The organism is Microcoleus sp. T2B6 (genome assembly GCF_036700475.1).
Classification (GTDB): domain Bacteria; phylum Cyanobacteriota; class Cyanobacteriia; order Cyanobacteriales; family Microcoleaceae; genus Microcoleus.
In genome coordinates this window covers 1-18347 of sequence record NZ_JAUBOZ010000052.1, presented here as the reverse complement: position 1 = coordinate 18347, position 18347 = coordinate 1, and the positions used below count along the sequence as shown (strand labels likewise).

Here is an 18347-nt window from a genome sequence, read left to right as displayed (position 1 = left end):
CCGTTGCACCAGTTCTGAAATCAAATTGCTACAATATTCTTAATACTCCGCCAGTCCGCCTTCACGGACTTCGTTTCTATAGCATCGGAATTCTATTCGGTGGTATTGAATTAATATCCCACCATTATCGGAGCAAACCGCCATGTCAGACGACTTTTCCTTAGACGAGCTTTTAAATAGAAGTTATTACGCCTTCAAAGACGCAGAAAACCAAGTGGGACAGTGCAATGTTTTAGTCATCGGCAAAACTGGTGTTGGCAAAAGTACCCTGATTAATTCCGTTTTTCGCCAACGCTTAGCAGAAACCGGAGTCGGCCGCCCCATCACTCAAGGCATTCGCCAATATACCAAACCGAATTGCCCAATTACCGTCTACGATACTCCCGGACTCGAACTCAATGCCGAACAAATTAAAATTATTCAATTAAACGTTGCTAAACTAATTGAAGACCAAAGACTCCTGCACCCCAAAGAACACATTCACGTCATCTGGTACTGCATCAATCACAGCGCCAATAGAATAGAATCTGTAGAGGAAAACTGGCTAAAAGAAATGGAAGTCAAAGACGTACCAGTTCTTTTAGTGCTGACTCAGACGACATCTAAAAAGCCGGGCGAGTTTTTCAAGCAACTGGAACACATGAATTTGCCAGTCAGTCAAATCATCCCTGTGATGGCTGAGCCGGAAGAAATAGATGAGGATTATACAGTAAAATCTCACGGTTTAGATAAGTTGGTAGATGCAACTTTTCAACTGCTGCCGGAAGTAGCTAAAAAAGCTTTTGTTAAAGAACAAATTGCTAATATTGCGCTCAAATCCGATATGGCATTTAAGTATCTAAGTGCTTATGTTGCAGGTTCTGCAATTGTCGGCGCGACTCCTGTACCGTTTGCTGATGCGCCGATTTTGATGACGATGCAAACGGCAATGATTGCTAATATTACTGTGATTTTTGGAATGCCCTTTGATAAGGGCTTTATTTCGGCAATGCTGTCTGCTATTAGCGGCGCTGGCGGGGTTACTGCTATCGGCAGAAGTATTGTTACTAATTTGATTAAAATGATTCCTGGTGCGGGTACAGTTGTCGGCGGTGCTATCTCCGGTGCAACCGCAGCAACTCTCACGCTTGCTCTAGGTTTGGCTTACATTGAAGTGCTTAAAGCTTACATGAAAGCTCAAATTAATGGGGAACAACTTTCTTTGCAGCAGTTGACAAAGATGTTTGTGGATTTTTATAAGGATTATGCTAGTTCTGGGCGTAAAACTTTGAAGGATGAGAAACCGGATCAACCTAAGCCTCCCAATCAAATTAATATTGAGTAAATTGGGCATGGGGCATGGGGCATAGGGCTGGGGCATAGGGCATAGGTTATTTTTTTACTCCAACTGAGATATTTCACCATTCTCAATAAGCCTTTTATGAACAGGCAAGATGCCTGTTCCACAAAGATATTGATTTTATTGTGGAACAGGCATCTTGCCTGTTGCTGAAAATGGTGCAATATCTCAGTTCCAATTCCTAATTCCCAATTCCCAATTCCCAATTCCCAATTACCCATTACCAATTGATTGCTACAATATGAGTGAATTCTGCAAAAGAGAGTAAATGGCTATGGCAATGGCTGCCGTTTTATCAGAAAATGTTTCTCTAGAAGACTTTATGGCTAATCCCCCCGACGATATGGAATGGGTGGACGGGCAAATCGCGGAGAAAAATGGCATGACAGTAAAACACAGTCTCATCCAATCTAGACTAGATCGTTATTGGGGAAATTACAAAGATTCTAGCGGACAAGGAGGCGAAGTTTATGTCGAAGTTCCTTGTCGTACTGACAGACGAGTGCGCCGTCCTGATGTAGCTTATCTGACTCCTGAACTTGTTGCTCAATTTGGCGATGTTCCTACTTTGCCTCAAAGTCCGCCGTTAATTGCTGAAATAGTTTCTCCTACTGATATTGCGGAAGAGATTTTTCTTAAAGCACAAGAGTATTTAGATTCTGGTTGTTTGGAAGTTTGGATAGTTTTTCCAGAAAGTCGCTGGATATTGATCGTGACTAAAACTCAAAAGTTAACCTTTAACCAGGGTTCTACCGTCAGCACTCAGTTAGTGCTGGCAGGTTTTAGTGTTGCTGTTGAGGAGTTGTTGGCTTGAAGGCAAAAATTAGTTAGGTATAAGTGCTTTCTGGCAGAGTTCGCCCGTGACGATCGTTATAATTTGTGAAAAAGTCATTGACAAAATGCCACTCGCTCGCCCAGCCAATTAATAAAAAAAATTATCAATAAAAAATGCAGTTGTAAAATTGCACAAAAGCACAAAGAGCGGTAAAATACTGATTGCTTTGTTTCCAAATCTAGCGTAAATTCCAATTGGGGAATTAAAACCAATAATTGAAATATGTCTAAGACTTACACAGTTGAATTGATCCACCAAGGCACTACCTATACCGTAGAAGTACCCGAAGATAAACAAATTCTCCGCGCCGCCAACGCCGCAGGCATTGAGTTGCCGAGTTCTTGCAATGCGGGGGTTTGTACTACTTGCGCTGCTAAAATTATTGAGGGTGAAGTCGATCAAGTTGATGGCATGGGCGTTAGTCCCGAACTTCAGGCAGAAGGTTATGTGTTGCTGTGTGTTGCTTATCCCCGATCGAACTTGAAGATAGAAACCGAAAAAGAAGACATTGTGTACGATCGCCAATTCGGTAAATCCTAGCACTAAGCTAAAATTGACCTAAGTACCGTTAGCGGTAAAACCACTATGGATCGCCCTATGACCACCCATTTCATTTCCGCAGAAGTTGACCTCCACGATACCGCCGAGCAACTGCACTCGGCTATTGAAATTGAACTGCAAAAGCACGGGGAACCCCTGCGGTGGGCAGTCACAGACGTGGATGTCGATCGGCAAAAGGCTGTGGTAGAAGGCTACGTGCTCGTGGAAGCATCCCCCGCAACACCGTGAACCCCCGCCCTTTAACAGTGGTTTTGATAGTCCCCACAGGCGTTGGAGCCTCGATTGGTGGGTTTGCAGGAGATGCGCTGCCGGTGGCTAGGGCGATCGCCCAAATTTCAGACACCCTAATCACTCACCCCAACGTCCTCAACGGCGCTCAACTTTATTGGCCCATACCTAACGCTCTCTACGTTGAAGGTTACGCCCTTGACAAATTTGCTGCCGGATGCTGGGGTCTGCAACCGGTACATCAAAATCGCATCGGCTTAATCCTCGATGCCGGCATTGAACCAGACTTGCAGTTGCGGCACTTGCAAGCGGCTGATGCAGCGAGAGCTACATTGGGTTTGAATATAACCGATTGTGTTTTAACCGATCGCCCCCTGCAAGTAGAATTGCGTATTTCCGAATCCGGGGCATCCTGGGGGACGATCGGCAATCCCGACAGTTTATTGCGCGCGGCAGAAAAATTAATCACACAAGCAAGAGTAGAGGCGATCGCAGTTGTAGCCAGATTTCCCGACGATGAAGGCAGCCTCGCCCTCGAAAACTACCGCCGGGGCAAAGGAGTTGACCCCCTCGCCGGCGCGGAAGCTGTGATCAGCCACCTCGTCGTCAAAACGTTTAAAATCCCCTGCGCCCACGCCCCGGCGCTGTCTGCGCTTCCCCTCGATCCGCACCTGTCCCCGCGATCGGCTGCTGAGGAAATCGGCTATACTTTCCTACCTTGCGTGCTTGCCGGCCTGGGCAAAGCTCCCCAATTTGTCACTCCTACTGTGGGACAGGCATCTTGCCTGTCACAATTTGTCACTCCTACTGTGGGACAGGCCTCTGACCTGTCACAATTTGTCACTCCTACTGTGGGACAGGCATCTTGCCTGTCACAGGTATTGGGCGGGCAAGATGCCCAACCCCTACTCCCCACAAGAGAGAAATTCTATGCAAACAGGCGAGATTTCGAGTCTCAGGGTTTGTGGGCCGATCGAGTCGATGCAGTGGTGATACCCGCCACAGCCTGCGGCGGCAGTGCTATTCTGAGTTTGAGTGCGCGATCGTCCGTACAAATCATCGCTGTCGGCGACAACAAAACCCAGATGCAGGCGACTCCAGAAAAACTCGGAATCAAAGCTTTGCAGGTAAACTCATATTTAGAGGCGATCGGAGTTTTGGTCGCTTTGCGAGCCGGCATCAGTCCAGCTTCCTTGGGTGCAGACATCTCCTCCCTGCGTTGTTTATCTGACTAATACCAATTTAATGTGAAGTTGCACATATCTCGATCCCCCTAAATCCCCCTGATTGTTGGGGAGTAGGGGTTGACTTTGATCCGGCTCTTGTCCCCCCCTTAGTAGGGGCGGTGCGACCCCTACTCCCCGTGCCCGCCCTTGGCTAGGGGGGATCGGATTCTACGGGGCCTCATAAAAAATTGGTATAAACCCAACAAATCTCAAATCTCAAACCTCAAATCTAAAAGTGATTAAGTGGCAGAAAAACTTCCCGGAAATCCTGAAATTGAACCCTTGACGCGCACCCAAGTTTTAGTAGCAATGGGCGTGACAGCAATTATGTTGCTGGCGGTAGCTAAATTGTGGTTGCTATTTGCATCGGTATCGCTTTTGCCAGTCAAATTGATAGGAATCGATTTGCTCCAAGGATGTGCGCTCGGACTGGCAATTACAGGCGGTAGTGCGATCGTTTATCACCTCTGGCCGGGTTATCGCCGGAGTGCTGATGTTTACTTGGAAGTAGTGCTCAAACCTTTGTTTTGGCCGGATTTGATTTGGCTGGGACTGCTGCCGGGACTTAGCGAAGAATTGCTATTTCGAGGCGTGATGCTGTCTGCTTTGGGATTGAATGTTACCAGTTTAGTTTTATCGAGTTTTTGTTTCGGCATTCTGCACTTGGGAGCCCTGGATCAGTGGCCTTATGCTGTTTGGGCAACGGCTGTCGGATTGCTGTTGGGTTACAGCGTTTTAGCGACTGGGAATTTGTTAGTGCCAATTACGGCTCATATCTGCACGAATTTGATTTCTAGCTGTGTTTGGAAGTGGGAACACGATCTGGTGAAGCGTTAGCTCGATCGCACGCTCAATATCGAGACCGGGGCGGGTTTAATGAATCTCTCGCCGGATTGGAGACATGGGTGAACCCGCCCCTACGGTAATTATGTTTATTTAACGTGATACCGAGTCAATAAACGTAAATTTTGTAGGGGCGGGTTCACCCGTATCTCTGCTTAATAACCAAGGTATTTTTAAACCCGCCCCCACCCAGCGACAGGATTTTATTAGGGTCACACTTAACGGACACGAGACTTGAAAACTTTGTTAAGGTAGTTGATAACTGCTCGATCGCACAATCAATTGACCTTGACTGGGGTTACGACTGAAAATAAAAGCTCCTTCTTGAGTTTCGCCGGTTGACAAAAAATCTATTTGTTGATCGCCGGATTCTACAACTTCGCCATTTACGCGCAATTCGGCAATAATTTGCACTGATTCGGCTGTTTCACCGCCCGTGTTTGTCACTGTAAAAGGTACGTAAAATTGCCCTTGATTTTCGCGAATTGGTGTGTTCCGAGTGACCGAAATAATCGGAGGTTCCTGCTTTTTAGTCACCCAGTTGTAGATTACGAGTCCGGTGAGGGTAAAAAGGATCAAGCAGGCGATCGCAAATGTCGCCCATTCAGCAAAAGTTCTTTTTTGCGGCTGTTCTTTGTTATTACTTTCACTCATACCGCCAACCTCCCCGCCGCGCCGCCAATAGTCGCCGGCAATCCCAATACTAACGTATAGTTCAACCAAATCGACCACGGGTCGTCAAAACTGAGTTTGTGGAAGAAAAACATCATAAATGCAGAAGCCGCTAGCGACACTAAATAGGCCATGACAGTTTCGCTGAGGGGACGCTGAAAAATCCCTTGCTGCTGCTGTCGTTTTGCTTGATAAGTAAAGCCTGCTACAAATACAATACCGTAGGAAATTAGCAGGGAAGCGGCGATAATTGCTAATTGCCAAGGCGGCGAAATACCTGCCGCTAGCATGGGAATTTCGTCAGTTGGGGCGATGTTGAAAGCAATGATCATCGCGCCGATTAAAGTAGCGCCGATATCTGCTACAGTTGGATTGATGCTAGGTTCCTTTTCGCTGTCTGAGCTTTGATAGCGATCGCCGCTCAAGAAACCGCTTGCCAGGGCAACTCCCAAGGCAAAGGGCAGGCCTTCAAAGATGATTTTCCCCAAAGTTTCTTGCAGCGGAGTTTCCGGCGTAATTTCCCTGAGCAAAAATAGGACAAAAGCCGCGCAGACAATGCCAATGGCGATCGCTTCTACGGTATCGATTGCAGCATCTAGCCAGCGGATGTCTTGAGTTTTGCGAAAACCTTCAGTGCGAGTCAGCAAGAAAACGATGACAAAAGTAGTTGCGATCGCGATCGACATTTCCGCTGGTTCAGTATGCGAACCGATCCACCAAACCTCCATCGTATAAAGCAGCGGAATCCCGAATAAAAAGCCGCCAGATGCACCTCTAATGATGTCGTTTAGTTCATTTGACCACTGATTTTTGTGTCTTTTTGATTTCTTCATTTTTTAGTGAAAACGCACCTCAAAAATTTGGCAAGTAAATATTTTTTTAAACCTGCTAAAATAGAATACCATATTTGTTGTATTCTTTCTCTAACTTGCGTCCAGTCGCTAGCGGTTAAAATTCCCAATCAACGATTGATAAAACGCTTTTCTATTGTGTTCACCTTATGCAGCCGAACCACTGACGAACGCAAGAAACCTGCCTGCTCCCATTCTACAATCTCAACATCAAAAACAGTCCTATTTGTTTGACTTGTCACTCGTGCAACAACAATATCTTCATCTCCTGCATCCAAAAGTACCAGCACAGGACGGAGTTTTGATGTTGTTACATCGGCAAAAGGTAGTGCCAGTAAGAGAACTTCTCCTGATTGATAATTTGGCATATTTCAAATATTGTCGTAGATAGCATCTTCCTCGCTGTAGCCAGCCAATAATTGCTCAGCAGCAAGGATCTGCCAAGCAGCGTTTTCCTCTTCTTCATCTTCTTCTGTGTCAGTTGATCCTTTTACCCGAACAATAACTCTGACTTCTTGGTTAGCTGCAAAGTGTTTTAAGATGCGATCGGGAAATAAATTCTATTTTCCCTTCATCTGTGACTTTTGCTAAAAATTCGTAGGGTTTCCTGGTAGGTTTTAATCTCTATTAACCTAATTTTATTAAGGCAGTTATAGTGCGAGTTTAATCTCAGAGTAATCTCCCAAAGCTTCGTTGACTACAATCAGTTTTCCTTGACTATCTGCCCCTAATTGTTGATTGGCATTGAGTAATTCAATTCCATAAATAGTACCGTCGGGGGCAATGTCCACATTCATTTGATCGCTAACTTGGATAGTTTTTACCTGTGTGGTTTTTTCTTTCAGGTATATATAAGCTACGTTGTATCTTGGATCGTAAGTCAGTTTCACGGGAACCTCCTGCTCAAAAGAATTTGACAATTACAGTGATAATTATCCAGTCTTCGCCTTCTGGGGCTGCGATCGCCTCCACTTTCTTCATAGCATAAACTTTTCCCTGCCACTCAGCATTGAAGGAAAAGTTGCGCCTAAATCCGGTTCTGCCAAATTGAGCCGGAAAAGTTGTGCCACTTTCAACAGTAGCAATTACTTCTGCCTCAGTTGCACCTCGCTCAATCAATCGTGCTTGAGCATGGGGATGTAATCTAACGCTCACGTTGCTATTACCTCCTTTTTGCCTCTTTATTTTTGCACTAACTTAATTCACCACAGCCGCGCATAAGCATCAAAATAAAGGCATGAGTGTCCCACAACAACCTCATTCCATGTACTCCTTAAACTCTTCTAGCGGTTCGTCAAAATCATCGGACATCCCAACCATTCCTTTGGCACTTCCTGCTTGCCGATTGGGTTTAGCTTGTTTGGGAATTCCTACCAATTTTACAACAGGCTGGTTATCTTGAGTAATCGCCACTTATTCCCCTCTCATCGCCGCTGCGATTAATTCCAAAAGCTTTTCTTTTGCCTCAAGAATGTCTACTTGATACATAATTCGGGCCTCCGCATACAGTTGGAAATTTGAGATTTGAGATTTGCCGTGACTAATGAAGCTTGCGATCCTGTATTTTCATCCAATGAAAGAGCAGATTTGTTTGACTCTATCTCGCACTTGCACCAAATCATCAGGGGTTAATATTCCCAGTCTCCTTTCAACTAAACTTTTTTGTAATGTGTTTAGTTTATGTAAGCGAACCGCTGAAGGTCGCTTTAATCCTGCTTTTTGCCATTCCTGAATTTCGACATCAAAGGTTGTATGAGGGATTTGACTGGTTATCTTGGCAACAATCATATCTTCATCTCCTGTGTCCAACAGTACCAAACCAGGACGGTGTTTAGTTTCGGCTGTACCCGCAAATAAGAATGCGACTATAACTAATTCTCCAAACTGATAATTAGTCATTGCTCAATCCTCAGCGTAAATTGCATCTTCTTCGCTGCAATCCGCAAAGAATTGTTCGGCGGCAAGACGCTGCCAATCTGTTTTTTCCTCTACTTCATCGGCTTCTGAGTTTGTTTGTTCATTCACCAGAATTATCACTCTTACATCTTGGTTGACTGCCAAGTATTTTAAAATGTCATCGGTCAAGTTAATTTTGCCTTCCGATGTAACTTTTGCGGGAAATTCGTAGGCTTTCATCATGTGAATTTTAGATTTGTGTTTACCCAGTTATTGCTACTTTAACATAATCTCAATTAGACAAATCATCCTCCAAATCAACAGACTGTAATTCCATATCACCAGACTGCAACTGAGCGGGAGTAGCCGGAATCGCCGCAATTATTGCATCGATTACCTTAGCCACCGGAATAATCTCCATCCCCAACTCCGGCACCGGTTGATTCTTAGGAATAATCGCCCTTTTGAAACCCAATTTCGCCGCTTCTCTCAGCCGCAACTCTAATTGGGAAACCGGCCGCACCTGTCCTCCCAAACCCACTTCCCCAAGCAAGACAGTGCGTGCATCAACCACCCGATCGCGAAAACTGGCCACAACGGCGATCGCAACTGCCAAATCCGCCGCTGGTTCATCCACCTTCAACCCGCCCACCGTCGCCAAAATCACATCTAATTTAGATAAAGGAATCCCCACCCTTTTCTCCAAAACCGCTAAAATTTGCTGCAATCTAGCATTGTCCACACCAGTAGTAGTGCGGCGCGGCGAACCGAAACTTGCAGGGCTAACTAACGCCTGAATTTCCACTAAAATCGGTCGAGTTCCTTCGCAAGTAACCGTCGTCGAAGTACCCGGAGAAAATTCATCTCTATTCCCTAAAAACAACTCCGACGGATTATCTACTTCTCGCAAACCGTTGGCTACCATTTCAAAAACACCGATTTCGTGAGTCGCGCCAAAACGGTTTTTCATCGATCGCAAAAGTCGATGAGAAGCAAAGCGATCGCCCTCAAAATACAGTACAGTATCTACCAAATGTTCCAAAACCCTCGGCCCCGCCAAAGCTCCATCTTTCGTAACGTGACCGACAATAAATAAAGTAATATTTTCTCTTTTCGCAACCTGCATCAAAGCAGATGTACATTCCCGCACCTGAGCCACCGAACCCGGAGCCGATGTTAAACTAGCAAAATAAATAGTTTGGATGCTGTCAATCACCGCCACATTCGGTTTCAGCGCTTCCAACTCCCGCAAAACAACCTCTAAATCCGTCTCCGGAAGCAAATAGAAATTCTCCGCTGAATTGTCATCGGAATCCTTTCTAGCTTCCCCGTTACTGCCGGATTTATGCCCGCCGTTGCTTGACAACTCAACCGGATTAGCCACACCCAAACGCTGCGATCGCAACTTCACCTGCTGGCCGGACTCCTCCGCACTGACATACAGTATCCGATCCTTGCGGGCCAACATATTCGCCACCTGCAACAGCAGCGTCGATTTCCCGATTCCCGGTTCCCCCCCAATCAACACCAGCGAGCCCGGAACAATCCCGCCTCCCAAAACTCGATCGAGCTCCCCGTAACCAGAAGGCCAGCGAGACTGAGTTTGGTCGGAAATCTGCGATAATCTGAAAGATACCCTGGGTTGACCCTTCGACTTATCAGGGGGCGAACCGCCCACTGTCTTAGTTGTCACCCCAGTTAAACCCACTCGCGACACAGCAGCAGTAGGTTGTTCTAACTGCTCGTCAAAAGAATCCCACTTCTGACAGCTAGGACATCTGCCAAAATATTGTGGTGAATCATAGCCGCATTCCCGACAAATATATTGTATTCGAGGCTTAGGCATTGTTTTATGATAAATAGTCACCCTAACATTTAGAAAAGTCTGAGTTAAAGCAATTATCAAGCTTTCAGACCGATCGCCGCCCATGATTCAATTTGTGTCTTCTATGATAGGGTACAAAAAATTAACATTATCTGAAATGTAACTTAAGGAGTGCTCGGTAACTTGGAAAACCATAAAGAAAAAATTCTGGTAGTCGATGACGAAGCCAGTATCCGTCGCATTCTGGAGACTCGCCTTTCCATGATTGGCTACGATGTCGTCACCGCTGCTGACGGCGAAGAAGCTCTCGAAACATTTCGCAACACCGAACCCGACTTAGTGGTTTTGGACGTGATGATGCCGAAGCTAGACGGTTACGGCGTCTGTCAGGAGTTGCGTAAAGAGTCAGACGTGCCTATCATCATGCTAACTGCTTTGGGAGACGTAGCCGATCGCATCACCGGTTTAGAATTGGGCGCCGACGATTACGTCGTCAAACCTTTCTCTCCCAAAGAACTTGAAGCCCGCATCCGTTCGGTACTGCGGAGAGTTGACAAAAACGGAGCATCGGGCATTCCCAGCTCTGGAGTCATCCACGTCACCAATATCAGGATTGACACCAACAAGCGCCAAGTTTACAAAGGCGACGAACGAATTCGCCTCACGGGCATGGAATTCAGCCTGTTAGAACTGCTTGTCAGCCGTTCTGGAGAGCCTTTTTCGCGATCGGAAATTTTGCAGGAAGTCTGGGGATACACGCCAGAACGCCACGTAGACACCCGCGTAGTGGACGTTCACATCTCGCGGCTGAGGGCAAAGTTGGAAGACGACCCCAGCAATCCCGAATTAATTCTCACCGCCCGCGGCACCGGCTATCTCTTCCAGCGAATTGTCGAAATTGGAGAAGTAGGATAAGGTCAGTTGGCAGTTGGCAGTTGGCAGTTGGCAGTTGGCCTTAGTTAAATTACCAACTACCAATTACCAATGACTAATGACTAATGACTAATGACTGCTGACTAATGACTAATGACTGCTGACTAATGACTAATGACTAATGACTGCTGACTAATGACTAATGACTAATGACTAAATCTGATCCCAATAAAGTTTTGCGGCAATTGCCCTTAGTTGCAGGAGGGTTAGCAGGTACGCTGCTAATGGTAAACCGCTTGCTGACAGAGCAAATTACAGATTCTCAAGCTCGATCGGACGCTTTGGGAGTAATTATCAGCGCTTTGCTGATTTTAACAGGTTTGCTGTGGCAGCAGGTGCAAGCGCGATCGCCCGATTCCGTAAAACTTATCGGCGAAGAAGGTTTTGAATTTGCGCCGGATTTGCCGGAGGCTGTGAAAATAGAATTAGCTTGGGCGTCGCGTTTGCTGTTGACAAATACCGCCACAAGGTCGATCGTAATTGTGTATCAGGGAAAAGTTCTATTGCGGCGCGGTATTTTAGGCATCAATCCCGAAGTCAAACCAGGGCCGATTTTGCAGCGAGTGCTCGACAAAAATAAACCAGTTTATTTAGTAAATCTTAATATTTACCCCGGCAAAATTGAATTTGACTATTTGCCAGAAAATACTCAAGGAGTCATCTGTCAGCCGATCGGCACCCAAGGCGTTTTAATCTTAGGTGCTAACGCGCCCCGCAGCTACACAAAACAAGATGAAAACTGGGTTGAAGGCATTGCCGACAAACTAGAAAATACCATCAATCGATTTTAGATTTTAGATTTTAGATTTTAGATTGTGGATTGTGGATTGTGGATTGTGGATTTTAGATTAGGGATTTTAGATTAGGGATTGTGGATTAGGGATTGTGGATTAGGGATTGTGGATTGCACAATGCCAGCCCGCGTCTTGGTGCGATCGTCTTCGAGGGCTGCGCTAACGACGGATTTGCCTCATTCTCGGTGTTGGCTATCGGCAATAAACAAGATTTATTACCGATATCTTTTGAAAAGAAGAAGATCCAGCGCTGCCCCCAACGAAATTTCCAGGGTTTGAGGGTCTTCTTAACCACCAAGACGCGGGCTGCGTGTACAGGGCGCATCTTAGTCCTCAACAAGACTCTCCGGGTGCGCTAGGCGCACCTTAGTAGCTCAAAACTCGCAACTCAAAACTCAAAACTACTAGCGAGCCCAGTCAGTACCGCGCCACAGCGTAAAAAACAAAACACTAGAAATCAGCGCGCCCAGCAGCCACTTAACAGCATTTTTAAATAACCCCAAGCGCTGACTTTGCTGAACCGCAGCACTTTGCGTCTGTAACCGTTCCTTAGCCGGAGTAATTCTCGAAAGAATTTGCTCTTTCAATTGCTGTGGGTTTTGCGTATCCGCTTGTACCCCCAAACGAGTAAGTTCCCCCGCCAAATTCCTTAAATCTTCAGGACTACCCTTATTCAGCCGTTCTTCCACCTGCTGCAACTGAGCTAATTGTTGGTTTGCTTGAGTAGTAATTTGCTGGTTGTTTTGGTTGTTGACGTAGATAGTGCCAAAAATTCCCAAAGGCAGCATCAACAGAAAAAGCAGACCTAGCAGCAGACAAACCCAAGACAAAACCTTCAAAAAAACGTCTTCCAAGCCTCTGCGGTCGTACCCTTCGCCAAAAAATATCAGCGCCATTGCCAGTAAAGGAACCGGCACCCGTTCCACTACAGCCCCAATCGTTTGCAATTCCCAGAGGCGATTGCCAAAATTGGCTGGTATAAGAGTTGCGATCGTATCTAATACAGACAAAATTAATAGACCGTAGCCAATCCAACGCAGTCTGTAGATAGAAAAACCTTGTTCGCCTTGTAAGTCATTCATAAAATAATCAGAGTTGTTGTTAAGAAAAATCTCTCTTGACCCCGCTCAAGAACGGATACAATCCCCCGACAACAGTCGTGGAGAGTCTAAAATTTTAGACTCTTGTTCAAGCTTCCAGATTCACCTGTGCAGTAAATCTAAAAGCTAAAAGCTAAAAGCTAAAATCGACTGAATCGAGTCAAGGTTCGGGGAATCGCGGCTGCCACCACTCATACCAAGAAACCCAAGCATTCTCTAGAATTTTTTGGGCATCTTCTGGAGTTGTTTTATCCAAAGGCACAGACATCTGAGTCCACAAACAGCGCCGGTCTTGAATATTTCCCCTACCCAACAACCAAAACAGAATACGGTTTGGCTGCCAATCGCGAGTATTTCGATTATATCTAAACTGTTGGGAAGTTACTGTAGCACTGCCACGAGGATTGATACACGAACTCAAATACAGTCGATTTTGCTGTTGCAAAATTGCGTGAAACCCCGCGCCTTGAGTGTTTACTAATGCTAGTTTACCAGGAGACGACTTGAGAATAGTATGTCCCTTCATCATACCTTCCACATCTCCAATGGTGTTTACCGCATACCGCATCTCTATTTCTAGATACCTGCTATTTTTTTGATATTCATATTTCCTGGCAGCTTTGAATCCTGAATTGTCCCTAATTTCCAGAGGCACGCTCTTGTTTAGTTTCCAATCGGCTAAAGGCACCGACTCGGGAAACTCAAACGGGGTTGCCACATTCTTGCCGTCCGATGGATAGAAAACCAATTTTCCGGCAACCAACAAAACGCCTCCCAAAGTAACAGCCAACAGGGAAAGCCTAAGTGGTTTCCAAGAGGTAATAGCCATTAGCAATTCTGTCCTTCCTTATTTGGGGGTTGGTCTTTCAAAATTGCAAACCAGCAGAATAACCCGAAAATAAATACAGCAATCATCGAAAATATTACCGAACCATTTCCTTCGTGCCAGTATTTAAATGCTGCGGGTTGAGATAGCGATACCAGCACTGCCAGGAGACCAACGCGGGCGGCATTCACTACAAATGCAGTAATTATTGCCACGAATGGCAATACCATTTTCTGACCAGTAGTGGTAGGAAACATCAGTAAGAAAACCAGAGCTAGTCCTAACAATTGTAGCATCCCATTAACCCCGGAACAGCCGTGATTTACTTCCACGCTTCCCTTTTCCAGGATTAGAAAAACCCCTTTTTGCACCACTTCAAATCCTACATAGTGCAGGATGAAAGCTGAAAATTTAGCGGTTAATAGGGGGACATCAACCAATACTCCGATCAATCCGGGAGGAATAGCTGTATAGCCAAGAATTAGAAGTTCCTGCCAATATTGTTTCAGTCCTTTTGTGCCGGAAGCCAGCAATGCGAGACTAATTGCCGACAAAAAAGGCGTTGCTCTGATAAAAAAGTCGTATCCCGATATCGAGGAACTTTTGAGCAATATTAAAGCAATTAACGCTGTCCCAAAAAAGCTGGCGAAAATGCCGCTTTCAAAAGTTAAGGATTCGTGCTTTTCCCAAATGAGAAATGCTACGACTCCCCAAAACAGTAACATTGTACCGAACAGGTCAGTGTCGTTTGTTCTGGAAGTCAGAGTTAGGTGTATGGCAATCAAACCGGAGGCGATGCCTAACAGCCAGTATTTAGGTTCTTGGATGTGCTTGAGCGAGTTTATTTCGGTCATTGCTGCTTTTTGTTTTGACTAAAAGCTTCTAAAATGCTTAATCCTGTAACTCTATTAAAATTATCAGCTACAAACACTTAAATTTATGCGTTTGGGATGATTTTTCACTAAATCTTCACAAAGATTGACAAGAGTAAATATGTGTGATAAGTACCTTCACCCAATTAATTCTGAAGTTAGGAGCAAAGACCAAAGAAAACAGGTTTTTTAACTCTGATCGATCGCACTTAACGAAAGATTTTCCTTTCTCTAACCCGGTTTCTGCGCCGGGAGTTTAAATGTAAAGCTTGAAGGCAAGACAGAAACCTTTCTGGACGCACTCTTGAGCGGGAAAACCAGTTTTTTACGGGTTCTGGTTTGTGGTAGCCCGTGCGTCCAGGAGTAGATTAGTTAGAATAGACTTTCCGGTAGTAAGTTTGATATTCCTCCGAAAGCAGGGGTTCCCACCACTCCCGATGGGCTAAGTACCATTCTACAGTCTGTCGCAAACCTTCTTCAACTGTTACTGAGGGAGTCCAACCTAACTCTGTTTGAATTTTGGTGGCATCAATAGCATAACGCCGATCGTGCCCGGCTCTGTCTTTGACAAATGCGATCAATTGTTCGCAAGGACGGGCGGGTAAATCAGAAGCTAATTCGTCCATTAGCTGACACAGCATTTTTACTAAATCGAGATTTTTTACCTCGTTGTTGCCGCCAACATTGTAGGTTTCCCCAGGCTGACCACGGTGAATAACGGCATCTAAAGCGCGGCAGTGGTCGAGAACGTAGAGCCAATCTCGCACGTTTTGACCGTCGCCGTATACTGGCAGCGGTTTGCCCAATAACATATTGATGCACATTAATGGAATGAGCTTTTCTGGGAAGTGATAGGGGCCGTAATTGTTTGAACAGTTGGTGATAATTGTCGGGACGCCGTAGGTGTGGAAATAGGCGCGGGCGAGGTGGTCGCTGCCAGCTTTGGAGGCTGAGTAGGGACTGTTGGGCGAGTAGGCCGTTGTTTCTGTGAAGGCTGGGTCATCGGGGCCGAGACTGCCGTAAACTTCGTCGGTAGAAACGTGGAGGAAGCGCATTTGTGCTTTGAGAGATGCCTCATCAATTGCTTCAAAATGCTTGCGGAAGGCTTCTAACAGTGTGAAGGTTCCGACAACGTTTGTTTGAACAAAGGCTGCGGGCCCGATAATTGACCTGTCAACGTGGGATTCTGCGGCAAAGTGCGCGACTGTGGTGATGTTTTCTTCTTTGAGCAAGGTATCGACTAAGGTACGATCGCAAATATCCCCCTGTACAAACCGAAAATTTTCGCCTCCTTCCAAAGTTGCCAGGGTTTGTCGGTTTCCGGCGTAGGTTAAAGCATCGAGTACGACTACTCGATCGCCCGGATAGCTGCTGCACCAGTGATGCACAAAATTCGAGCCGATAAATCCAGCCCCGCCCGTCACCAACAATCGGCGCGCGGAGCGCTCAATGCCTTGATTCGCGTTGTCTGTCATAAAAATAAGAGTTATTCCAATAACTAAGCCTTTACAAAAGTAGCCTTAAAAGTAGTTTGTCACCAAGTGTTTGCCGCTCTGTAATTAAAATTTCTACTGTCTCACCTCAGATTTTCTAATGTGGGCGCGATCGAACTCTTGGATCACCTGACTGGAAACTCTACCCCTATCTTAGTCCAAACGCTTACATATTAAGCATTGCAGATTTTTAAGCGGGCAATTTTAAATTTGAATTGCGTGAGGCTATAGCTGACTTTTGCGATCGATCCGCGATATGGGCGGCGCGCAGAGTTGATAGATTTGTAAAGAGCTGTTACCATTAATTTTTTAATTATCCTTTACAATCTCCCAAGCATCATGAAGAAGTTTCAAGTGTTAGCTGGCATTGCTTCCGTCGTCGCGATCGCAAGCAGCATCGCCATAGGTGACGCCGCATCTGCTTTCCCCTGTTCCTACAGCAAATCTGGCGCGTCTAAATCTGGTTCTGCGACAACCCTCCTAGGTTCCGGCGGCTCGGAGCGCATTAATCCGTGGAAATCCTACAAAACAGCAGCTCTCGGTTTCCTAGGTTTGGCTGGAGTTTTGGGTGGCGGTGCGGCCTACATGAGCTACCGTGCCGGCAAGCGCGCTTCTGCTGCTTGCGCTGCGATGACCGATAATTTTGAAGTTTTTGAAGAGCCGATCGCTCCGATCGCAGATGCAGGTGTTTCTGGACACATGGAAGTTCCTGCCTTGCTCGATTTGGCGGCGGCGGGTGCTGTAGCTGAGTCAGCAAATGCGGTTGCAGTCGTTCGCGAACACCCAGAAGCTCCAGGCGGCGAGCTGGATTTGCCGGTTTCGCCAGTTGCTGAGTTGAGTTCTGAAATTGCGATCGAACAAGTCCAAAGCGCGAGCCTCAAATAGTTATCTCAAACCAAAGTATTCGCTTAGCGCACCTCCAATCTTGCAAGATTGGAGGTTTTTTGATTTGAAATTATCTACCATACAATTTCTGGTCATTGCGATCGCGAAGCACTGCAAACAATAGACAGATGAATCGAGCGCACACAATATCATATTCCGGCTAAGCAAACGAGCGCTGAATTAATATCAATTAAAAAAACTCTTGCTACCATCATCAATCTCATACCAATTATTAAAAGTCGCCGCTCTCCGTCAGGACAAGGCTGTGCGGTTTTCCTACTGTATTTGAACTGTATTTGATCCGATTGAAAACTGCTATAAAATTAGATGAGTCAAAGCGAGACAGTAGGCGGCCGAGGCGATCGCTAAAAATACTCTTCAGATCAATCTGAGGGTAGACGGCAAGAGTTCAAATCCCCTGCTATGGTTGGAAATATAGCCCTACAGATTACAACTCTAGGTTATTATGAATGCTTGGCGCGATCGATTCAATCAATTTACAGGTCAAACTAGATTGGCAGTTTGCCGCGTGTTCGTTCACCTAACAGGCGAAGATGTTGCACCGCTGTTAGGAGTTCTCAACCGCACCGCCAGACAAGCAATTGATGCCGATGGCGACATAGCAGTTTTAGGAGAAGGTCTGGTAGAAATTTGCAATCATCTGTTGCAGTACGACAACTACTGGCAATCAGCCGCCAATGAAGGCGATGTTTTTTGGAATGAAGGCGAAGCGGGCGATTATGTGGATGAACTTTTCATTGATTCAGCCGATCGCTATCTCAGCGAGCCTCAATACAGTACATCTGTTTACGATAAAAATTCCCCCTTGTCTTTGCCCGTAACTAGAAATGTGGTGGTGATGCTCACAGTTGCTTATGAAGGCGAAGTTCCTGCCCTAGAAACTGACCTTGCTGACATCAGCGCGCTGAAAGTCGGTTTAAAAGCACTGATTAATTTACATTACCAAGAAAGGCTCCGAGCTGTGCAAGTTCACTTTTCTCCCGCACAGTTGGGAGACGAACTTACCAACGACCAAGTGTTGGTCAATTTCCCAGAACTTATTCCCCTTTAAGGAAGGAGTAATTAGTTATTAAGCTGTTCAGCATCTAAAACGCATATTGCATAGTATAATATGATGATATTTATAAAAAGTCAATGCCTACTAAAA

At 45.7% G+C, this 18347-nt stretch carries 24 protein-coding genes; 11 read left to right on the top strand and 13 right to left on the bottom strand.

All coding sequences use genetic code 11. The annotated features are described in order from the left end of the window. Window positions 1-142: 142 nt before the first annotated feature. The 7 genes from QUA00_RS21425 to QUA00_RS21395 all read left to right on the top strand — a co-directional run bounded on the left by QUA00_RS21425 (window position 143) and on the right by QUA00_RS21395 (window position 5026). Complete coding sequence (locus QUA00_RS21425) at window positions 143-1324, top strand: GTPase (RefSeq protein ID WP_333411042.1); 1182 nt, start codon at window positions 143-145, stop codon at window positions 1322-1324. A gap of 154 nt (window positions 1325-1478) precedes the next feature. Further along, window positions 1479-1607 carry a hypothetical protein gene (locus tag QUA00_RS21420; RefSeq protein ID WP_333411041.1) on the top strand — a complete coding sequence of 43 codons (129 nt, stop codon included), beginning with the start codon at window positions 1479-1481 and terminating at the stop codon, window positions 1605-1607. Beyond that, entirely contained in the window at window positions 1608-2153 is a 546-nt protein-coding gene (locus tag QUA00_RS21415) for a Uma2 family endonuclease (RefSeq protein WP_333411040.1), read from the top strand. It abuts the gene before it with no gap. Window positions 2154-2396: 243 nt separating this feature from the next. Beyond that, window positions 2397-2714, top strand: a complete 318-nt coding sequence (locus tag QUA00_RS21410) for a 2Fe-2S iron-sulfur cluster-binding protein (RefSeq protein ID WP_333318936.1) — start codon at window positions 2397-2399, stop codon at window positions 2712-2714. A 57-nt stretch (window positions 2715-2771) separates the two neighbouring features. Continuing rightward, entirely contained in the window at window positions 2772-2963 is a 192-nt protein-coding gene (locus QUA00_RS21405; RefSeq protein WP_333054545.1) for a hypothetical protein, read from the top strand. Continuing rightward, window positions 2960-4198, top strand: coding sequence for a DUF3326 domain-containing protein (locus QUA00_RS21400; protein ID WP_333283894.1), 1239 nt, complete (start codon window positions 2960-2962; stop codon window positions 4196-4198). The genes QUA00_RS21405 and QUA00_RS21400 overlap by 4 nt, the downstream gene beginning before the upstream one ends. Window positions 4199-4432: 234 nt before the next feature. Continuing rightward, entirely contained in the window at window positions 4433-5026 is a 594-nt protein-coding gene (locus QUA00_RS21395; protein WP_333145034.1) for a CPBP family intramembrane glutamic endopeptidase, read from the top strand. A gap of 252 nt (window positions 5027-5278) precedes the next feature. Here QUA00_RS21395 and QUA00_RS21390 read toward each other — a convergent pair whose 3' ends face one another. From QUA00_RS21390 to radA, 9 genes are all read right to left on the bottom strand, one after another. After that, window positions 5279-5686, bottom strand: coding sequence for a TIGR02588 family protein (locus QUA00_RS21390; protein ID WP_333411039.1), 408 nt, complete (start codon window positions 5684-5686; stop codon window positions 5279-5281). Then, window positions 5683-6537, bottom strand: coding sequence for a TIGR02587 family membrane protein (locus tag QUA00_RS21385; protein WP_333411038.1), 855 nt, complete (start codon window positions 6535-6537; stop codon window positions 5683-5685). Before QUA00_RS21385 ends, QUA00_RS21390 begins: the two co-directional genes overlap by 4 nt. Before the next feature lie 128 nt (window positions 6538-6665). Further along, complete coding sequence (locus tag QUA00_RS21380) at window positions 6666-6923, bottom strand: type II toxin-antitoxin system PemK/MazF family toxin (RefSeq protein WP_333145029.1); 258 nt, start codon at window positions 6921-6923, stop codon at window positions 6666-6668. Window positions 6924-7205: 282 nt separating this feature from the next. Beyond that, window positions 7206-7445, bottom strand: a complete 240-nt coding sequence (locus QUA00_RS21375) for a DUF2283 domain-containing protein (protein WP_333411037.1) — start codon at window positions 7443-7445, stop codon at window positions 7206-7208. Between the two features lie 13 nt (window positions 7446-7458). Then, window positions 7459-7710: a DUF4258 domain-containing protein gene (locus tag QUA00_RS21370; RefSeq protein WP_333314620.1), complete on the bottom strand. Its 252-nt coding sequence runs from the start codon at window positions 7708-7710 to the stop codon at window positions 7459-7461. Between the two features lie 102 nt (window positions 7711-7812). After that, the gene (locus QUA00_RS21365) at window positions 7813-7968 is read right to left on the bottom strand and encodes a DUF2281 domain-containing protein (RefSeq protein ID WP_333145026.1); all 156 of its coding nucleotides are present in this window, start codon (window positions 7966-7968) and stop codon (window positions 7813-7815) included. 153 nt (window positions 7969-8121) lie between these two features. Beyond that, on the bottom strand, window positions 8122-8454 hold the full coding sequence (locus tag QUA00_RS21360) for a type II toxin-antitoxin system PemK/MazF family toxin (RefSeq protein WP_333145025.1): 333 nt from the start codon (window positions 8452-8454) through the stop codon (window positions 8122-8124). A gap of 3 nt (window positions 8455-8457) precedes the next feature. Beyond that, window positions 8458-8694: a hypothetical protein gene (locus QUA00_RS21355; RefSeq protein ID WP_333145024.1), complete on the bottom strand. Its 237-nt coding sequence runs from the start codon at window positions 8692-8694 to the stop codon at window positions 8458-8460. Between the two features lie 49 nt (window positions 8695-8743). After that, window positions 8744-10297 (bottom strand): DNA repair protein RadA, encoded by a 1554-nt coding sequence (radA, locus tag QUA00_RS21350; RefSeq protein ID WP_333411036.1) that lies wholly within the window; start codon window positions 10295-10297, stop codon window positions 8744-8746. Between the two features lie 162 nt (window positions 10298-10459). Here radA and rpaB point away from each other — a divergent pair, with 162 nt between their 5' ends. After that, window positions 10460-11191: a response regulator transcription factor RpaB gene (gene rpaB / locus QUA00_RS21345; RefSeq protein ID WP_071587789.1), complete on the top strand. Its 732-nt coding sequence runs from the start codon at window positions 10460-10462 to the stop codon at window positions 11189-11191. 167 nt (window positions 11192-11358) lie between these two features. Further along, window positions 11359-12000, top strand: coding sequence for a cofactor assembly of complex C subunit B (locus QUA00_RS21340; RefSeq protein ID WP_333154030.1), 642 nt, complete (start codon window positions 11359-11361; stop codon window positions 11998-12000). 407 nt (window positions 12001-12407) lie between these two features. Here the strand turns inward: QUA00_RS21340 and hpsJ-A are convergent, their stop codons facing one another. The 4 genes from hpsJ-A to rfbB form a co-directional block, all read right to left on the bottom strand. Then, complete coding sequence (gene hpsJ-A, locus QUA00_RS21335) at window positions 12408-13085, bottom strand: HpsJ-like protein, cyanoexosortase A-associated (protein ID WP_333411035.1); 678 nt, start codon at window positions 13083-13085, stop codon at window positions 12408-12410. 178 nt (window positions 13086-13263) lie between these two features. Next, window positions 13264-13932 (bottom strand): cyanoexosortase A system-associated protein, encoded by a 669-nt coding sequence (locus QUA00_RS21330; RefSeq protein ID WP_333145019.1) that lies wholly within the window; start codon window positions 13930-13932, stop codon window positions 13264-13266. Further along, window positions 13932-14783, bottom strand: coding sequence for a cyanoexosortase A (crtA, locus tag QUA00_RS21325; protein ID WP_333411034.1), 852 nt, complete (start codon window positions 14781-14783; stop codon window positions 13932-13934). Before crtA ends, QUA00_RS21330 begins: the two co-directional genes overlap by 1 nt. A gap of 386 nt (window positions 14784-15169) precedes the next feature. Beyond that, on the bottom strand, window positions 15170-16276 hold the full coding sequence (gene rfbB / locus QUA00_RS21320; RefSeq protein ID WP_333145016.1) for a dTDP-glucose 4,6-dehydratase: 1107 nt from the start codon (window positions 16274-16276) through the stop codon (window positions 15170-15172). A 357-nt stretch (window positions 16277-16633) separates the two neighbouring features. On the opposite strand from rfbB, the gene QUA00_RS21315 reads away from it, so the two are divergent. Continuing rightward, entirely contained in the window at window positions 16634-17179 is a 546-nt protein-coding gene (locus QUA00_RS21315; RefSeq protein ID WP_333145014.1) for a hypothetical protein, read from the top strand. Between the two features lie 466 nt (window positions 17180-17645). Then, window positions 17646-18251, top strand: a complete 606-nt coding sequence (locus tag QUA00_RS21310; RefSeq protein WP_333411033.1) for a DUF1517 domain-containing protein — start codon at window positions 17646-17648, stop codon at window positions 18249-18251. Window positions 18252-18347 lie beyond the last annotated feature (96 nt).

Excerpts from the sequence above, each read along its gene's own strand:
- QUA00_RS21385 (WP_333411038.1), bottom strand. The coding sequence starts at position 6,537 with ATGAAGAAATCAAAAAGACACAAAAATCAGTGGTCAAATGAACTAAAC.
- rfbB (WP_333145016.1), bottom strand. The coding sequence starts at position 16,276 with ATGACAGACAACGCGAATCAAGGCATTGAGCGCTCCGCGCGCCGATTG.
- QUA00_RS21355 (WP_333145024.1), bottom strand. The coding sequence starts at position 8,694 with ATGATGAAAGCCTACGAATTTCCCGCAAAAGTTACATCGGAAGGCAAA.
- QUA00_RS21390 (WP_333411039.1), bottom strand. The coding sequence starts at position 5,686 with ATGAGTGAAAGTAATAACAAAGAACAGCCGCAAAAAAGAACTTTTGCT.
- QUA00_RS21425 (WP_333411042.1), top strand. The coding sequence starts at position 143 with ATGTCAGACGACTTTTCCTTAGACGAGCTTTTAAATAGAAGTTATTAC.
- QUA00_RS21360 (WP_333145025.1), bottom strand. The coding sequence starts at position 8,454 with ATGACTAATTATCAGTTTGGAGAATTAGTTATAGTCGCATTCTTATTT.
- QUA00_RS21340 (WP_333154030.1), top strand. The coding sequence starts at position 11,359 with ATGACTAAATCTGATCCCAATAAAGTTTTGCGGCAATTGCCCTTAGTT.
- QUA00_RS21310 (WP_333411033.1), top strand. The coding sequence starts at position 17,646 with ATGAATGCTTGGCGCGATCGATTCAATCAATTTACAGGTCAAACTAGA.
- crtA (WP_333411034.1), bottom strand. The coding sequence starts at position 14,783 with ATGACCGAAATAAACTCGCTCAAGCACATCCAAGAACCTAAATACTGG.
- QUA00_RS21415 (WP_333411040.1), top strand. The coding sequence starts at position 1,608 with ATGGCTATGGCAATGGCTGCCGTTTTATCAGAAAATGTTTCTCTAGAA.
- QUA00_RS21380 (WP_333145029.1), bottom strand. The coding sequence starts at position 6,923 with ATGCCAAATTATCAATCAGGAGAAGTTCTCTTACTGGCACTACCTTTT.
- QUA00_RS21410 (WP_333318936.1), top strand. The coding sequence starts at position 2,397 with ATGTCTAAGACTTACACAGTTGAATTGATCCACCAAGGCACTACCTAT.
- radA (WP_333411036.1), bottom strand. The coding sequence starts at position 10,297 with ATGCCTAAGCCTCGAATACAATATATTTGTCGGGAATGCGGCTATGAT.
- QUA00_RS21405 (WP_333054545.1), top strand. The coding sequence starts at position 2,772 with ATGACCACCCATTTCATTTCCGCAGAAGTTGACCTCCACGATACCGCC.
- QUA00_RS21315 (WP_333145014.1), top strand. The coding sequence starts at position 16,634 with ATGAAGAAGTTTCAAGTGTTAGCTGGCATTGCTTCCGTCGTCGCGATC.
- QUA00_RS21330 (WP_333145019.1), bottom strand. The coding sequence starts at position 13,932 with ATGGCTATTACCTCTTGGAAACCACTTAGGCTTTCCCTGTTGGCTGTT.
- hpsJ-A (WP_333411035.1), bottom strand. The coding sequence starts at position 13,085 with ATGAATGACTTACAAGGCGAACAAGGTTTTTCTATCTACAGACTGCGT.